Origin of the sequence: uncultured Roseibium sp., assembly GCF_947496995.1 — a bacterium.
Taxonomy (GTDB): Bacteria; Pseudomonadota; Alphaproteobacteria; order Rhizobiales; family Stappiaceae; genus Roseibium.
This window is the reverse complement of sequence record NZ_CANMFD010000010.1, coordinates 52,724-67,744: the sequence shown is the minus strand read 5'-3', so window position 1 is coordinate 67,744 and position 15,021 is coordinate 52,724. Positions and strand designations below refer to the sequence as shown.

Genomic DNA, 15,021 nt, shown 5'->3' with positions numbered 1-15,021 from the left:
GCTCGTCAGGCTCATAACCTGAAGGTCGCAGGTTCAAATCCTGCTCCCGCAACCAAATCAAAAAGCCCCCTCGGATCATTCCAAGGGGGCTTTTGGCGTTCTAAGGGGAGTGTTCCCCTAGATACTTGTCAGGTGATCGACCCTTCGACGCCTTCGATCAGATAATCCGTACCCCAGAGCGCGCCGTCGTAAAGACCCAGCGTTCCTTCCACCACGACCTTGCCGGTGTTGTCCTTCAGCGGGCCAACGAAGATGGGTGTGCCGCCCTTGAGGTCTTCAATCGCGGCGACGGCCGCCGCTTTTGCTTCCTCCGTGGCACCAGCACCGAAAGCTGTGGAAGCGACCATGTCCTTGTCGTAACCGCCCTCATTGAGATTGGGCAGTTTCTCGCCTTTCTGGATCAGGCCTGCATAGGCGGTATAGACGGTGCCCCATTTCAGTTCGGCACCGGTAATGAAGCCATTGGGGGCAAGTGTCGACTGGTCGGCATTGTGTCCGCAACTCTTCACGCCCCGGGCCTCGGCCGTCTCGATCACCACCTTGGGGCTGTCGACATGACAGGCGATGACGTCGCAGCCCGCATCCACCAGCGCATTAGCAGCTTCCGCCTCGCGCACCGGCAGGGACCATTCTCCAGTAATGATGAGTTGCACCTTCACGTCCGGATTGACCTTCTTTGCGCCGAGAGTAAAGGCGTTGATGTTGCGCAGGACAAGCGAGATCGGTTTGGCGGCAATGAAGCCGATCTTGTTGGTCGTCGTCGACAGGCCTGCGGCGATGCCGTTCACATAATGGGCCTGATCCAGGTAACAGAAATAACCGCCGAGGTTCTGCGGATGTTTGTCGGCGGACCAGAGCGAGGTCGGATGCCGGAATTCAACGTCCGGATATTTCCGGGCGGTGCCGATCATGAAGGGATCGAAATAACCGAAACTCGTTGGGAAAAGCAGGTTGGCGCCGTCAAGTTCGATCATGGATTCCATCGACTTGGTGACCGCGTTTGTTTCCGGGACATTTTCTTCTTCGACCACCGTGACATCCGGAATGTCCTTGAGAGCCTTGGCCGCGACCGCGTGGGCCTGGTTCCAGCCGAAGTCATCCCGCGGTCCGACATAGATCATGCCTATGGTCGTGGTGCCGGCACGTGCAAGTCCGCCCGCGGAAGCCGTCAGAGCCAGGGCACCTGTGCCGGCCATGAAGGTCCGGCGATTGAATGTGAAGCTGTTCATTGCGTTCCCCTTTTCATATGTGGTCGCACAGGTTCGTCCGCTCTCGCGGGAGGCTCTCCCGGGAGACCGGCAGATCCTCCTGCCGCCAATTTCGAATTCATGAGGCGTCCGCTTGAAGCGGCTTCTGTCCGGAAACCGTCCGTACGGTTATCCGGTTCCGACGGCTTGATGCCGCGCTTTCTCCCAATCTGTGAGGCTGGGCGTTTTCAGGTCGAACTGGTCCCGGGTCCGGCTGTAGCCATGTCCGCCCATTCGTCCGATCGCGTCCAGAGCAATCTGGTCAACATGCATCGTTTCCGGGTTCACCAGGTGATCGCGCAAAAAGAGCCCCTTGACCTCGCCCAGGATGATCTCCCGGCTCTTGCCAAGCTCAAGGGTCATGTGCCGCCGGCATTCGAAAGCGGCGGGCGCTTCCGCGATCCGTGGACTGACGACATGGGTGCCGGCGATTGTGGTGATCCCCGCCTGGTCGATCTCACTCGTTTCTGACGGAAACGAGATCGCGCAGATGTTCATGGCCTCGGCAAGCGCGTCATCGACGATATTGACCGTGAATTCCTCGGTCATGCGGATGTTGTGGGCCGTGTCCTTGAAGCTCATGTCCGCGTGGTTTTCAACGCCTATGGCTAGGATCGCCGGATCTGCCGAAAGGCAGTTGAAGAAGGAATAGGGCGCGGCGTTCACAACGCCCTCCGGACTGATCGTGGTGATCAGGGCAATTGGCCTGGGCACGACCGTTCCGATCAGCAGCTTGTAGCGTTCCCGCGGCGACAGATCGCTGAAATCGAACCTCGTGAACCCATCAGCTGTCATTTGCCCGCCGCATCTTTTCTGGTTTCGAAGGTTATGGTGCCGCTTGCCTGCTCGGCCTCGATTTCGCTTGCGTGCCGGCTGAGGATTTCTGCCAGCCCGGGGCCGTCGCTTGCCTCCTCGTTGAGGGCACGGGTTTCCACCAGGCTGACATGATGATCCATCAGGCGGACCGCTTCTTCAACCTGGCCCTCGCGAAGCGCGACAACCACGTCCCGGTGTTCGTTGACCGCGCAGTCCGTGCTGTGCGGCTTGCCATAAAGAGCGAGAATGAGCGAGCAGCGCGAGACCAGCTGCGTGACATATCCCAGCAGCACCGGGTTGCCGGCCAGTTCCGCCAGCAGGATGTGGAATTCGGCGGCAAGGCGCACAGAGACGCGCTCGTTGCCGGCCTTGCGGGCGGCGTCTTCCTTGCGGATATGGCCCTCGAGAACGGCGCCAAAGGAGGGAGACCAGTTTTCCGAGACGATCCTGACGACCTCCCGTTCAAGCGCCCGGCGGACGCGGAAGACGTCCTTGGATTGCTCGAGGCTCGGGCGGGCAACGGTTGCGCTTCTCTTGCCGCCCGTCTCCACCAGACCGTCGGCCTGCAGACGAGCAAGAGCCTGGCGCACAAGGGTTCTGCTGATTCCGAACGGGCCGCCGATTTCGTCTTCCGGCAGTTTCGTGCCAGGGCCAAGATCCTGTTCGATGATGGCCTGCCGCAAGGCGAGGTAGACGGTGTCGGCTCTGGTCGGTTTTTTCATGAGTCTCGTTTCCGTTGAGTTCAGTTAAGTATGCAAAAATAGAATAATCAAGTATACGGATTGACTGAATTTAAGGCGATACTTGCTCAAGATTTCAGCTTTCCTGATTTCGGCAAGGCCGGTTATCCTGAGAAAATCACGACTGAAAAGGGCGGATTCGCGCGAAGCAGAAAAAGATCAGGCTCTCGAGGACACGGGAGCTGTAAATTCAAGTATACAAGAAAGGGGCTGTGCATGCTGTCTGGCGAGGCGGAAAAACGGAGCATCACGGTAAGGCTGAACCAGCAGCAACTGGAACTGGTTGACCGGACGATTGCCCGGGGCCTGGCGGAAAACCGCGAGGACCTGATGCGCCTCGCCCTGCGGGAATATGCAGCGAACCGGGAGGGGAAGGCCGATGAATGAAGCTGCTGCCTTGTCCTTGAACGAAGCGGATGCGGACCGCAGGCTTGTCGACGAGAGGGTCCTGGAACCCGGTACCGGCAAGGGGTTCGAACTGCGAAAAGGACAGATCCTCAGGATCGAACAGGCCGTCGGCAACCAGTGCGTCGACTTCAATTGTTTCAATCTGCACGACTACAAGGAATTCATGCATTGCGGCCGGACCCGCACGGTGCATGGCTTCAATCCGACCGAAGGTGATTTTCTCTGGTCCGCGCCGCCGCGTGAAAACGCCATGCTCTATATCCTGAAGGACACGGTGAAGCGGAACGACGTTCTCTTCCCAAGGTGCAGCGCCTTTCTTTACGAAAGCGCTTATGGCTTTGACGTTCATACCAACTGCCATGACATTCAGGCGGAAGCGCAGCGGGAATTCGGGCTGACGCCGGACGATGTGCATGACAGCTTCAATTTCTTCATGTGTACCGAGGTCTCGAGGGACGGGCGGGCGACCATCACCCGCCAGAATTCGCGACAGGGAGATCATGTCGACCTGCTTGCGATGATGGACGTGCTGGCGATCCCGAATGTCTGCGGTGCGGACATCATGCGCACCAGCAACTTTGCGCTGAAGCCCGTGCGCATCCGGATTTTCGAGGCGACTGAAGACGATCTTGCGGTAGTCCCTTCCGTTCCCCGCATGAAAAGTCAGCGAACCCCGGCGCAGTTTCGCAATGCCAGGATCAAGGTGACGCGTGAATTGTCGGCCGACCCTGACTACGTGCCCGCCTTTGCGAATACGCCAATCATGGAGGAGGAAATCAGCCTTGCCCTGAGCGAGGCCGAATGGCTGGATTTCGAAAGGGTCGCTCGGCGGGATCTCTACGGCAACGATGACGGTGCGGCCTTCCGCGATATCCTGTTCTCCTGGTGGGAAGAGCGTTTCCTCGATGCGGCCAGCGGTGCGCCATCCACCTCGGGGACGTAGCAATGACGGAAGCGGACGCGACAGAAGGGTTTCTTGTGCGCGCGCGTGCGGTCGTTGCCGGCGTCGACGCGAATTTTGAAGGCGAGGTCCACGAAGGCGCGGGGCTTCTTGTAAGGGACGGTGTGATCCAGGCGCTTGCGCCTTTTGCGGAGTTGCGCAGCGCGCATCCGGATCTGCCCGTTGAGGGAAGCCCGGATGCGATCGTGTTTCCCGGCCTGGTTAACGGCCATCACCATTCCGGCCTGACGCCGTTCCAGCTCGGCGTTTCCTACGGACCGCTCGAAACCTGGCTGCCGCAGTTCCGGGGCATGCGCTATGTCGGCCATCGGCTCGATACGCTCTATTCGGCGATCGAGATGCTGGAGTCCGGCACCACGACTGTTCAGCACATCCATCCCGGCCTTTCCGGTGATGTCGCCAGCTGGACGGATCTTTCCGAAAAGGTGATCGGCACCTATCGGGAGATCGGCATGCGGGTGTCGTTTTCCTTCATGATCCGGAACCGCAATCAGCTCGTTCACGAGGATGATGCACCGTTTCTTGCCCGGCTGCCGGAAGAGGAGGCGGCCTATTGGCGTCCGCTCCTTGCCGCGTCGAGGACACCGGTTGGCGACTGCATGGACTGGTTCGAGGCGCAGAAGCGCGACTGGCGGCAAAGGGATCCCGATGGTGTTGCCTGGCAGCTTGCGCCGGCCAACCTGCACTGGTGCACCGACGATGCCCTGGTGGCGATCTTCGACACGGCAAGGCGTACTGGCTCCAAGGTGCATATGCACCTGGTGGAGACCCATCTGCAGGCTGAATATGCCCGACGGCATCTCGGCACCTCCGCTGTCCGGCATCTTGCCGGCCTCGGCTGCCTCGACAGCAATCTGACCCTTGGACACGGAATCTGGGTTGATGAGCAGGATCTGGACCTGATCCAGGAATGCGGCTGTTCTATCTGCCACAATGCAAGCTCCGGACTGCGGCTTGCCAGCGGTGTCGCGCCGGTCAACGACATGCTGAAACGGGGCGTGCCGGTTTGTCTGGGGATAGACCAGGCCGGCATCAACGACGACAGGGACATGCTGCAGGAAATGCGTCTCGTTTGGGCACTCCACCGCGAACCCGGACTGACTGCCTTCCGTCCCACCGCCGGGCATGTGTTCAAGATGGCGAGCGAGCACGGGGCGGCGACCACCGGCTTCGAAGGCCGGATCGGGCGGTTGGACGTCGGGCGCGCGGCAGACATTGTCATGGTCGACTGGAACGATATTGCCCGGCCTTTCATCGACGAGAAGATCCCGCTGATCGATGCGCTGCTCCAGCGGACCCGGCAGATGGCCGCTGACACGGTGTTTGTGGGCGGCCGGAAAGTCGTTTCTGAAGGCAGGGTCATTTCCATCGACCGACAGGCCGTGTTCGACGAAATCTCGGACTTTCTGGCTTCTTCGTTGTCGCCGCAAGAGCGGCTTGCACGGGAGCGAACCGACCAGCTGATGCATCATGTCAGGGCCTGGTTCGAAGCAGCTTATCCGGATCCGCTGCGCCACCGGTACAGGTTCAATTCGATTTCAGGTCAAGCCTGACGAGCTCACCGGGCAGGTTGTTGAGGGCTGCGGCAAGCTGGTTGGCGAACCGAGCGGAGGCGACCGACAGCGTACGCCCGCGCATTTGCATGAGTGTCAGATTGCCGTGGGCGACATCTCGCTTCTGCAGGGGGCGGAAAACGAGGCGGTCGTCGCCCTTGAGGTTGAGGCCGATGGGAAACTGAAATCCCACCGCCTGTTCCTGCTGTACGTAATGGCGCATGAATTCGAAGGAATCGGCCTCCGCCACCGGCTGCATCTTCTGGCTCATGTTGGCGACTGCCAGATCGAGCAGATAGCGGATGCCGATGCGCTTTGGGGGCACCACATGGGGAAAGTCGAGGCAGTCGCGCAGGCGCAGCGTCTCCTTGGTGGCCAGCGGATGTCCCTTCGCCATGACGGCGTAGACGGGCTGCTCCAGGGTCAGCAGAACGTCGAATTCGCCGAGATGGGTCGGCTCGAAAACGAGCGCCAGATCGCTCTTGTAGGCGCGCAGGTCCTCTTCGGCGGCGTCCCGGTCGCGCACATGGACGGAAAAGGACACGCCCGGATGTTCGGCGCGGTAGGCGGCAATCTCGGCAGGCATGAAATAGGGCTGCAGCGCCTGGGAACACGCGATGCTGACATGGCCGCGCCGCAGGCCGGACAGATCCGCCACCTGGCTGCGGACCCGGTCGAGTTCGGCAATCTGACCGCGGATATGCTGGATGAGCAATTCACCTGCGGGGTTCAGCCTGACACCGCGTGGCAGACGCTCGAAGATCGGGGCCCCGAATTCTTCCTCGAAATTCTGGATACGCCGGTTCAGCGCGGAGGACGTGATGTTCATGTCCTCGGCCGCCTTGCGGATCGATCCCGCTTTTGCGACTGCTTCAATGAGCAAAAGTGTCTGAATGTGTTTCATTTACAAAGCCTTGCAATGAGTGCTGCAAATTTCGAAGCACAAAGATGCAAAAATAGCAATAGAAGTACTCACTAAAGGAACGCATCGTGTCCTCAATGGGAAGGGCTTTCTCCCCCTTTCCTTTCAAAAAGGGGACAGACATGACCAATGAGACTTCACGGCGCGGTTTCCTGAAAGGCGCCGGAGCGACTGTGCTCGGGGCCGCCGCTTTACCGTTTCTTAAAGTGCTGCCGGCGTCCGCCGCGGGCAAGGACGTCATCGTCACGGTGATTGGCCAGACGATCAACAGCCTCGACCTGCACCGCACGGGCACAAACCGCCCGAGCTACCAGGTCGCCGTCAATGCCTACGACCGGCTTGTCAGCTTCGGCACCAAGACCATGCCCGACGGCAGTCTCTCCTACGACTATTCCGTCATCGAACCCGAAGTGGCGGAGAGCTGGGAATTCACCGACAACGACATGGCGATCGTCTTCAAGCTGCGTCCGGAGGGCAAGTTCCAGGACGGCTCGCCGATTACCGCGCAGGATGTCAAATGGTCCTTCGACCGCGCCGTCAGCGTCGGGGGTTTCCCGACGGTTCAGATGAAGGCTGGCTCGCTCGAGAACCCGGAACAGTTCGAAGTCGTCGATGACCTGACATTCAAGATCAACCTGCTGCGCAAGTCGAAGCTTACCCTTCCGGATCTGGCCGTGCCGGTTCCGATGATCATCAATTCGAAAGTCGCCCTGGAACACGCGACGGAAGCCGATCCATGGGCGATGGAATACCTTCACAAGACACCGGCCGGGTCGGGCGCCTTCAAGGTCGCTGCCTGGAAGCCGGGTGAACAGCTGGTCTATGAGCGCAACGACAACTGGACCTCGGGACCGGTTCCCGCAGTCAAGCGGGTCGTCATTCGGGAAGTTCCGAGCCCGGCGACACGGCGCGCGCTGCTGGAGCGCGGCGATATCGACATGTCCTTCGACATGCCGAACAAGGATGCAAAGGAGCTTTCCGGCGCAGAGGACATGACCATCGTCACGACCCCGGTCGAGAATGCCATTTACTGCCTTTGTCCGAACCTTGCCTTCGAACCTTTCAAGGACAAGCGGGTCCGGCAGGCCATCGCTTTCGCCGTCCCTTATGAAGAGGTTTTTCAGACGGCCGCTTATGGCCGTGGCAGCCCGATGTGGGGAGGGACGAGCGCAACGCCTGAAGATATCGCCTGGCCGCAGAAATTTCCCTATTCGACCGATCTGGACAAGGCGAAGGCCTTGCTCGTGGAAGCCGGATACGGTGACGGTTTCGAAGTGCCGCTCTCGATCGATCTTTCCCAAAGCGACTGGATGGAACCGGCCGCTCTGCTGATCCAGGAAAACCTGGCCAAGATCGGCATCACCGCGACAATCGAGAAAATCCCCGGTGCGAACTGGCGTACGGCGTCGCTGGTTGAAAAGCGCTTGCCCCTCGCCCTGGAGACCTTCGGCGGTTGGCTCAACTATCCCTGCTACTACTTCTTCTGGGCCTACCAGGAAGGACATCTCTTCAATTCCTCGAACTACCGCAATGAAGAGATCGAGACGCTGACACCGGAAGCGCTGCACATGTCGGTGGAGGATCCGGACTACGCGCCGAAGATCAAGCGCATGATCGAGATCGCGTGGGATGAAGTGCCGCGCATCGCCCTCTGGCAGCCGGCACTCAATGTCGGCACGCGGGACCTGTCGGGATACGAATACTGGTTCCATCGCCAGCCCGATGTCCGCTCCCTGTCGAAGGCGTAACCAGGATGGCCGGTCGCCTCCGCACAATCGGGCTAAGGATCACACATGCCATTCCCGTGATCCTGGGGGTCGTGGTGGTCAGCTTCCTGCTGACCCGCGCCCTTCCGGGCGACCCGGCCGTCTATTTCGCAGGTCATGCCGCCGATGAGGCGTCTATCGAGGAAGTCAGAACCGCGCTCGGGCTCGACAAACCCCTGCCGGAGCAGTTCCTGGTCTATGCCGGAAACGTTCTGACGGGCGATCTCGGCCAGTCGCTCTCCACCGGGCAGCCGGTTATCGAGGATCTCGCCCACCGGCTTCCGGCCTCACTGGAACTGACGCTGACGGCTCTGCTGCTGTCCTGTACCATCGCAATTCCACTTGGCGTGCTTGCAGCAACACGCCCCGGGTCGGCAGTGGATCACCTGTGCCGGGTGCTCGTTACGGCCGGTGTTTCCCTGCCGACCTTTTTTACCGGCGTCCTGCTGATCTACATCTTCTACTATCTGCTCGGCATCGCGCCGTCGCCGCTCGGTCGGCTGGATTTCATCTATATCGAGCCCGACCGCATCACCGGGTTCTATCTCATCGACGCGGCGATTGCCGGCGACTGGGAGACCTGGACCGGGGCCTTGAAGCAACTGGTGCTTCCGGCGATAACGCTCACCCTCTTCACGCTGGCGCCGCTGGCCCGCATGACCCGCGCCGCGATGCTGAGTGCGCTGTCCTCGGACTACATCAGGACGGCCAGGGCTGCGGGTCTGACAGAGGACAAGGTGCTCTTCACCTACGCATTCCGCAACGCGCTCCTGCCGGTCGTCACGACGCTCGGCATGGTCTTTTCCTTCACCCTTGGCGCCAATGTCCTTGTCGAGAAGGTCTTTGCGTGGCCCGGCATCGGTTCCTATGCGGTCGAGGCGCTTGTCGTATCGGATTATGCCGCCGTTCAGGGCTTCGTTCTCGCCATGGCGCTGCTCTTCGTGGTGCTCAACCTGGTGATCGACCTTTCCTACACCCTGATTGACCCCCGGATCGGATTTGAAACCAGATGAGTGATATTACCACCAGTCAGGTTCCGGTGAAGCAGGACGGCACCCTTGCCCATATCGGCTATGTGCTGCGCTCAAATCCCGTGACGCTGCTTGCGTTCACCATGTTCGCCATCCTGCTTCTGGCTGCGGTGCTCGGTCCGGTGATCGTGCCGTACGATCCGATGGAATCAAACGCCGCGATCGCCCTGCAGCCCCCGTCGATGGCCCACTGGTTCGGAACGGACAATCTCGGACGGGATGTCTTTTCCAGGGTGATCCTGGCGACACGCCTCGATCTGGCGATTTCAGTTGCCGCCGTGGCGCTTTCATTCCTGATCGGATCTGTCCTCGGCAGCGTCGCCGGATACTGGGGCGGGTGGCTCGACACCGTGCTCAACCGGCTGTTCGACACGATCATGGCCTTTCCGCTCTTCGTCCTGGCCATGGGGATCGTGGCCGCGCTCGGCAACACGGTCGAGAACATCGTCTATGCGACGGCGGTCATCAACATTCCCTTCTATGCCCGCCTTGTCCGGGCCGAGGTGAACATTCGCAGGGATGCGGGGTTTGCCCAGGCCGCGAAGCTCGCAGGCAACTCCGACATCCGGGTGCTGGCGCTTCATATTTTTCCGAACGCCCTGCCGCCGATGATGGTGCAGGTCTCGCTCAATCTCGGCTGGGCAATCCTCAACGCCGCCGGTCTCAGCTTCATCGGCCTGGGTGTGCGCCCGCCCACCGCGGAATGGGGCATCATGGTTGCCGAGGGAGCGAACTTCATCGTCTCAGGCGAGTGGTGGCTGGCCTTCTTTCCAGGCTTTGCGCTGATGTTCGCCGTATTCACCTTCAACCTTTTGGGAGACGGGCTGCGCGACATGGTCGACCCCCGGCAACGCTCATGAGTCTGCTCTCGATCCAGGATCTGAAAGTCTCCTTTGCGACACGCCGCGGCAGCGTGGAGGCCGTGCGTGGCATCTCGCTGGAAATCCGGAAAGGTGAGGTTCTCGGCATCGTCGGAGAATCCGGATCCGGCAAGTCGGTCACGTCCTATGCCCTGATGCGGCTCCTTGAGCGCAACGGACGCATTTCAGGCGGTTCGTTGACCTATGGGGGTATCGACCTGCGGCAGGCGCGCGAAAGCACGATGCGCGACCTGCGCGGGCGGGAAATCTCGATGATCTTCCAGAACCCGCGGGCGGCCCTCAATCCGATCCGCAAGGTCGGGCACCAGATCGAGGACGTCCTGCGCCGGCATGCCAAGGCTACCCGGTCGAACGCAAGGTCCGCGGCCATCAGGGCATTGGAGGCGGTCCGGATACGCGACGCGGAAGCCCGCTACAATGCCTATCCGTTCGAGCTGTCCGGAGGGATGTGTCAGCGGGTCGTCATTGCCATCGCCCTTGCCTGCGATCCGAAGCTTCTCATTGCGGACGAACCGACGACAGGCCTCGACATAACGACGCAGAAGGCCGTCATGGACCTGATAGCGGACCTCATCGCCGAGCGCGGCATGAGCGCCATGGTGATCACCCATGATCTCGGTCTAGCCGCACAGTATTGCAACCGCCTGGTCGTGATGAAAGACGGGGAGATCGTCGAGGAGGGGGGGCCTGAAACGCTGTTCTCCAGGCCGCAGCACGCCTATACGCGCAAGCTCGTCGATGCGACGCCGCGGCCCGGAGCGAGCGTGCGCCAGCTCCTGCCATTGGATCAGCGCTCTGCGGAGCCGCAACTGCCGAAGGCGGAAACGCCCTTGCTGGAGATCCGCGACCTGACGAAGACCTATCAGGGTAGATCCGGCCCGGTCCATGCGGTCAAGGGGATTTCCTTCGAGGTCAGAAAGGGAGAAAGCGTCGGTCTCGTCGGCGAGTCCGGCTGCGGCAAGTCGACGACATCCTCGATGCTGGTCCGTCTTATCGACCCGACCAGCGGTGAGATCCTCTTCAATGGCAGGGATCTGGCCAGGTCACCTGCCCGCAACTTTGCCCGCGATGCGGACAGGGCCCGGATCCAGATGGTATTCCAGGATGCGACCGACAGTTTCAACCCGCGGCATACGGCGCGCCAGTCGATCGCCGAGCCGCTGGCACGCCTGACCAATACGCCGAAGCGCCAGCGGGTGGCGCGGGTCGAGGAACTCGCAGACCTTGTCGGATTGCCGCGCCCCCTGCTGGATCGCTTCCCCCACCAGCTTTCCGGTGGCCAAAAGGCACGTGTCGGCATTGCCCGGGCAATCGCCGTCGATCCGCAATTCCTCATTCTCGATGAGCCGACGGCGGCACTCGATGTCTCCATCCAGGCGATCGTGCTCAATCTGCTGGTCGACCTCAGGACAAAGCTCGGCATCAGCTATCTCTTCGTCAGCCATGACCTGCATGTCGTGCGGCTGCTCTGCGATCGTGTCATCGTCATGCGAGATGGGGAAATCGTTGAACAGGGGACGGCGGCCAGCGTCATGGAAACTCCCTCTCACCCCTACACCCGTGAGCTGCTCGCAGCGTCCCCCAAACCACCGCTCCCGGCTCCGCCGGAACGCACAGCTGCCGAATGAAAGTCAAGTTATTGAGGTCCAGGATGTTCGAACTTCCATTTACCCTATCCTCCCTTCAGGCGGCTTACGAGACCGGGACATCTCCTGCCGACATTGTCGAGGAAGTGTATCGTCGCATCGACAGCGTCGGTGATCCGGGGATCTTTATTTGTCTCTTCGACAAGGCCGAAGTGCTGGAAGCAGCAAAGGCACTGGGGAATTACGATCCGGCAAAACCCTTGTGGGGCATTCCTTTCGTCCTCAAGGACAATATCGATGTTGCCGGCAAGCCCACTACCGCTGCCTGCCCGGCATATGAGTATGTTGCGGAAAAGGATGCGTTTGTCGTCGCACGGCTGAAGGCGGCCGGTGCGCTGGCAATCGGAAAGACCAATCTCGACCAGTTCGCGACCGGTCTGGTCGGTGTGCGCTCGCCTTTCCCGCCGCCGAAGAATTCCGTCGATCCGGACATCGTTCCCGGCGGGTCTTCATCGGGGTCGGCAGTTGCTGTCGGACATGGCATCGTCAGCTTCTCCCTCGGCACGGACACTGCGGGCTCCGGCCGTGTGCCCGGCGCGCTGAACAACATCGTCGGCCTCAAGCCGACGCTCGGTGCCCTTTCCGCCTCCGGCGTCGTTCCGGCCTGCCGGACGCTGGATACGATTTCCATCTTCGCGCTTACAGTGAAAGACGCCTACACGGCCTACCAGGCCGCCGCCGGCTATGATGACGACGACGCCTATTCGAGGCGGATCACCGCTCCGGCGCTGCAGCCGGTTCCCGAAAAACTCCGCATCGGCATCCCGGATGCCGGATCCATCGAGTTTTGCGGCGATGAGCCCCAGGAAAAATCCTTTGCGGACACCGTGGCGCTTCTGAGTTCAACGGGCGCCGAGATCGTCGAGGTGGATTTCACCCCGTTCTACGACGTCGCCCACATGCTTTACGAAGGCGCCTGGGTCGCCGAGCGGCATACTGTAATCGAGGACCTGATGCGGGACAATCCGGAGGCGGTGCACCCCGTGACGCGCCAGGTCGTTGGGGCGGCGCTGAACCTGACGGCGACGGATGCCTTTCGCGGATTTTACCGACTGAAGGAACTTTCCAGGAAAACCGAACCGGTGCTGGCCGGGCTCGATCTCCTGTGCGTGCCGACCATGCCGACCTTCTACAGTGTTGCGGATCTGGAGGCGGATCCGATCGGTCCCAATTCGCGGAACGGCACTTACACCAATTTCGTCAACCTGCTGGACATGTGCGGCCTCGCCGTTCCGGTCGCACCGCGTGAGGACGGACGGCCCGGCAGCGTGACCCTGCTGGCGGCCTCCGGGAAAGACGGTTTTCTTGCGGCCCTCGGCTGCAAGCTGGAACAGCTTGCATCGCATACGCTTGGAGCGACTGGCTGGGAGTTGCCTGCGCCGTCCGAGATCACACCGCGGGCCGAAGAGGGCGAACTCGCCCTTGCTGTCTGCGGCGCGCATATGTCCGGAATGGCCCTCAATCACGAGCTGACCTCGCGGGGTGGCCGCTTCCTGGAGGCGTCCGAAACCAGCGATGCCTATTCACTTTACGCGCTGGCCGGAGGTCCGCCGAAGCGTCCCGGTCTTGTCCGCGGTGAAGCCGGTTCCGGCGGCCGGATCGAGGTCGAGATCTGGGCACTTCCCCTCGATCAGGTCGGCGGTTTCCTGGCTGGCATCCCGGCACCGCTGGGCCTCGGTACGCTTGCTCTTGCCGACGGGCGCAGCGTGACAGGCTTCATGTGTGAAGCTGCCGGTACCAAGGGAGCTGAAAACATCACATCACTGGGAAGCTGGCGGAAATTCATTGCCGCACCAGCCGCGAGCCGTTCTGTTGCGGCGGCCGAGTGAAGCGGGGCAGGAAAAGCATGGCCGAACACGATCTTCCGATAATCGATCTTGAACCGCTGGTCTCGGGAGCGCCGGGCGGCCTTGAAAAGGTCGCCGCAGAAATCGGCCGTGCGGCGAGGGAGATCGGCTTCTTCTATGTCCGCAACCACGGCGTTGACAGTGCGCTGGTCGAGCGCACCTTTGCCGCCGCTCATCGTTTCTTTGCCGAGCCGATAGAGACGAAGATGGCCTTGACGAAGGACTTCTACAAAACCAATCGCGGTTATGTGCCGATGAAGGGCGAGAACCTCGATCCGGACAAGCCTGCGGATCTGAAGGAAGCTTTCAACATCGGCCTGGACCTGGCGCCGGATGATCCCAGGATTGTTTCGGGCGAGCCGTTCCGGGCAGTCAATCAATGGCCGGAAATTCCGGGCTGGAAGGAAACGGTCCTATCCTACTTCAACAGTGTCTGGGGCCTGGGGCGCTTGATCCACCGGGCCGTCGCCACGGATCTCGGTACTGATCCGGCTTATTTCGAGGACAAGCTCGATGCACCACTGGCGACATTGCGGCTGTTGCACTATCCGCCGCAGCCGGCAGGCGCGGAAGCCGGTCAGATCGGGGCAGGAACGCATACCGATTACGGCAACCTGACCATCCTGCTGCCGGATGCGGTCGGCGGTCTGGAAGTCCGCCGCCGCGACGGGGTCTGGCTGAAGGCGCCGACCATAGACGGCACCTTTGTCTGCAACATCGGCGATTGCCTGATGCGCTGGACCAACGATGTCTATGTCTCGACACCTCATCGGGTGGTGAATTCCGGAGGCCGGCAGCGCTATTCGATCGCTTTTTTCCTCGACCCCAACCCCGATGCGCAGGTGGTCTGTCTGCCCGGTTGCGTTCCGGAAGGCCAGTCCGCAGCGTATGAGCCCATTTCCGGCGCGGACTACCTCAAATCACGTCTGGACGCGAGCTATGCCCCGGTGAAATCGAAATCGGCAGGGGGATGAGAGTGCATAACCGAGCGGCAGAAAATGAAGTTGGCTAGATTTTAGGCGTTTTTCTTGAGTGCCCGAGGACTGCCTGCTTGCGAAATTGGTCGTTGACCGAAGTGAAAAATGAAAAAATGACAATAATAACAATGAAATGCCAGGGACGAGCCAAGGAACAGAGCCTGACAGGGAATTGGCACAAAGCTTGCTGATTTTACTGCAGGAGGCTGGACGGAGCTGCAGATCT

At 60.8% G+C, this 15,021-nt stretch carries 13 protein-coding genes; 9 read left to right on the top strand and 4 right to left on the bottom strand.

Going from position 1 to position 15,021, the window contains the following annotated elements; all coding sequences use genetic code 11:
* Positions 1-128 precede the first annotated feature (128 nt).
* From Q1B40_RS24540 to Q1B40_RS24530, 3 genes are all read right to left on the bottom strand, one after another.
* On the bottom strand, positions 129-1,229 hold the full coding sequence (locus tag Q1B40_RS24540; protein ID WP_299821186.1) for a BMP family ABC transporter substrate-binding protein: 1,101 nt from the start codon (positions 1,227-1,229) through the stop codon (positions 129-131).
* 147 nt (positions 1,230-1,376) lie between these two features.
* Positions 1,377-2,042 carry a flavin reductase family protein gene (locus tag Q1B40_RS24535; RefSeq protein WP_299821183.1) on the bottom strand — a complete coding sequence of 222 codons (666 nt, stop codon included), beginning with the start codon at positions 2,040-2,042 and terminating at the stop codon, positions 1,377-1,379.
* On the bottom strand, positions 2,039-2,785 hold the full coding sequence (locus Q1B40_RS24530; RefSeq protein ID WP_299821180.1) for a GntR family transcriptional regulator: 747 nt from the start codon (positions 2,783-2,785) through the stop codon (positions 2,039-2,041). The genes Q1B40_RS24535 and Q1B40_RS24530 overlap by 4 nt, the downstream gene beginning before the upstream one ends.
* 60 nt (positions 2,786-2,845) lie before the next feature.
* Between Q1B40_RS24530 and Q1B40_RS24525 the strand changes: the two genes are divergently transcribed.
* From Q1B40_RS24525 to Q1B40_RS24515, 3 genes are read left to right on the top strand one after another with little or no spacing between them, the layout of a single operon-like run.
* Entirely contained in the window at positions 2,846-3,190 is a 345-nt protein-coding gene (locus tag Q1B40_RS24525) for a ribbon-helix-helix domain-containing protein (RefSeq protein WP_299821177.1), read from the top strand.
* Complete coding sequence (locus tag Q1B40_RS24520) at positions 3,183-4,154, top strand: urea carboxylase-associated family protein (RefSeq protein ID WP_299821174.1); 972 nt, start codon at positions 3,183-3,185, stop codon at positions 4,152-4,154. Before Q1B40_RS24525 ends, Q1B40_RS24520 begins: the two co-directional genes overlap by 8 nt.
* A 2-nt stretch (positions 4,155-4,156) precedes the next feature.
* Entirely contained in the window at positions 4,157-5,725 is a 1,569-nt protein-coding gene (locus Q1B40_RS24515) for an amidohydrolase family protein (protein WP_299821171.1), read from the top strand.
* Here Q1B40_RS24515 and Q1B40_RS24510 read toward each other — a convergent pair.
* A complete protein-coding gene (locus tag Q1B40_RS24510; RefSeq protein WP_299821168.1) occupies positions 5,700-6,629 on the bottom strand; it encodes a LysR family transcriptional regulator in 930 nt (309 codons plus the stop codon). The two genes, Q1B40_RS24515 and Q1B40_RS24510, sit on opposite strands and share 26 nt — an antisense overlap.
* A gap of 140 nt (positions 6,630-6,769) precedes the next feature.
* On the opposite strand from Q1B40_RS24510, the gene Q1B40_RS24505 reads away from it, so the two are divergent.
* Genes Q1B40_RS24505 through Q1B40_RS24480 form a run of 6 tightly spaced genes read left to right on the top strand, consistent with a single transcriptional unit; the run spans position 6,770 to position 14,792 of the window.
* Complete coding sequence (locus Q1B40_RS24505; RefSeq protein WP_299821165.1) at positions 6,770-8,395, top strand: ABC transporter substrate-binding protein; 1,626 nt, start codon at positions 6,770-6,772, stop codon at positions 8,393-8,395.
* Positions 8,396-8,400: 5 nt separating this feature from the next.
* Complete coding sequence (locus Q1B40_RS24500; RefSeq protein ID WP_299821162.1) at positions 8,401-9,426, top strand: ABC transporter permease; 1,026 nt, start codon at positions 8,401-8,403, stop codon at positions 9,424-9,426.
* On the top strand, positions 9,423-10,304 hold the full coding sequence (locus Q1B40_RS24495; RefSeq protein WP_299821159.1) for an ABC transporter permease: 882 nt from the start codon (positions 9,423-9,425) through the stop codon (positions 10,302-10,304). The genes Q1B40_RS24500 and Q1B40_RS24495 overlap by 4 nt, the downstream gene beginning before the upstream one ends.
* Positions 10,301-11,953: an ABC transporter ATP-binding protein gene (locus tag Q1B40_RS24490; RefSeq protein WP_299821156.1), complete on the top strand. Its 1,653-nt coding sequence runs from the start codon at positions 10,301-10,303 to the stop codon at positions 11,951-11,953. Before Q1B40_RS24495 ends, Q1B40_RS24490 begins: the two co-directional genes overlap by 4 nt.
* A gap of 23 nt (positions 11,954-11,976) precedes the next feature.
* Positions 11,977-13,800, top strand: a complete 1,824-nt coding sequence (atzF, locus tag Q1B40_RS24485) for an allophanate hydrolase (protein WP_299821153.1) — start codon at positions 11,977-11,979, stop codon at positions 13,798-13,800.
* 17 nt (positions 13,801-13,817) lie between these two features.
* Entirely contained in the window at positions 13,818-14,792 is a 975-nt protein-coding gene (locus tag Q1B40_RS24480) for a 2-oxoglutarate and iron-dependent oxygenase domain-containing protein (RefSeq protein ID WP_299821150.1), read from the top strand.
* Positions 14,793-15,021 lie beyond the last annotated feature (229 nt).